This is a genomic window from Microbacterium sp. P5_E9 (assembly GCF_054049175.1).
Map to the genome: position 1 here is coordinate 1 of NZ_JBFUMV010000041.1, position 1,026 is coordinate 1,026.

General features: G+C 63.1%; 2 protein-coding genes. Both read right to left on the reverse strand.

Annotation, left to right across the window (positions count from 1 at the left end; genetic code table 11):
* Positions 1 to 562: tyrosine-type recombinase/integrase (locus ACXJ3V_RS20085; protein ID WP_457102123.1), on the reverse strand; the 562-nt coding region annotated here is incomplete at its 3' end.
* Complete coding sequence (locus tag ACXJ3V_RS20090) at positions 559 to 1,017, reverse strand: tyrosine-type recombinase/integrase (RefSeq protein ID WP_457102124.1); 459 nt, start codon at positions 1,015 to 1,017, stop codon at positions 559 to 561. The genes ACXJ3V_RS20085 and ACXJ3V_RS20090, both read right to left, overlap by 4 nt.
* Positions 1,018 to 1,026 lie beyond the last annotated feature (9 nt).

A 1,026-nucleotide genomic window follows, 5' to 3' on the forward strand; every position in this document is an offset into this window, starting at 1 on the left:
GCGCATACTCGCGCAGCACCTGCGTCAGGTCCTTGCCTGTGGGCACGAGCCGCGTCTTGTAGAACTTGGACTCGCGCACGTGAAGGACGCCGTCGTCAATGTCTACGTCGACCAGGTTCAAGTTCAGTGCTTCGCTGATGCGCAGCCCCGTGGCGTAGAGCAGCAAGAGTAGCGTTCGGCTGGTCGGCGCGTCGAGGTTGCAGTGAGCACGGCCAGCAGCGGCCTGAAGAAGCCGCTTGATCTCATCCTCGGAGTAGATGTAGGGGGTAAACGATCTGGGACATCTTGGCGCCCTGGTGGGCAGCGGGACGACGTGGACGTACCCGCGCGCAAGACAGAACCGGTAGAAGCCGGTAAGGGCGCCAAACTTGCGAGGCCAGAACTGCGTGATCGGCCCCGAGCCATCAAGGAAGGCGCGCACCGCGTCCGGCCCGATCTGATCGACTTCGATGCTTCCCACACTCTTGCTGAATGACTTCAGCGTACGTGCCTCGGTTGCGAAGCGCATCCCCAGGGATTGCTTGCAGGCCACGTAGACGGCGACAGCCTGATTGACCTTCATAGCAGTTCCCCCAGGCTAAAGTCGGCGACCTGACGCAGGCCGACAAGGTCCACCTTGGCGTAGGTGCGCGTGGCGAAGGGACTGCGATGGCCGAGATGATCGCCAATCTGCTTGAGCGACAAGCCCTCGGCGACGAGATGAGTCGCACAGGCGTGTCTCAACGAATGGGGTCCTTGTCGCGGGCAGCGGATACTCAGTGCCTGCATGCGTGGCGCTACCAAGAAATGCAGGCTGCTGGCCGCCAGCGGCCGCAGCGGCGCCTTGATCGTCAAGAACAGCGTGCGTGAGGCGCAGCGYGGTCGCACCTCRCGCACGTAGCGAAGGATCGCRTTGCCGACCTCGGTGGYCAGCGGGTAGTCSTGCYTGCAMCGCTGCTTGGGRCGYGYGACGTGRAGRATGTCGCGCTCCCAGTCGATGTCTTCCAAGGTCAACGCAACCACCTCGCCGCACCGCAGGCCATATAC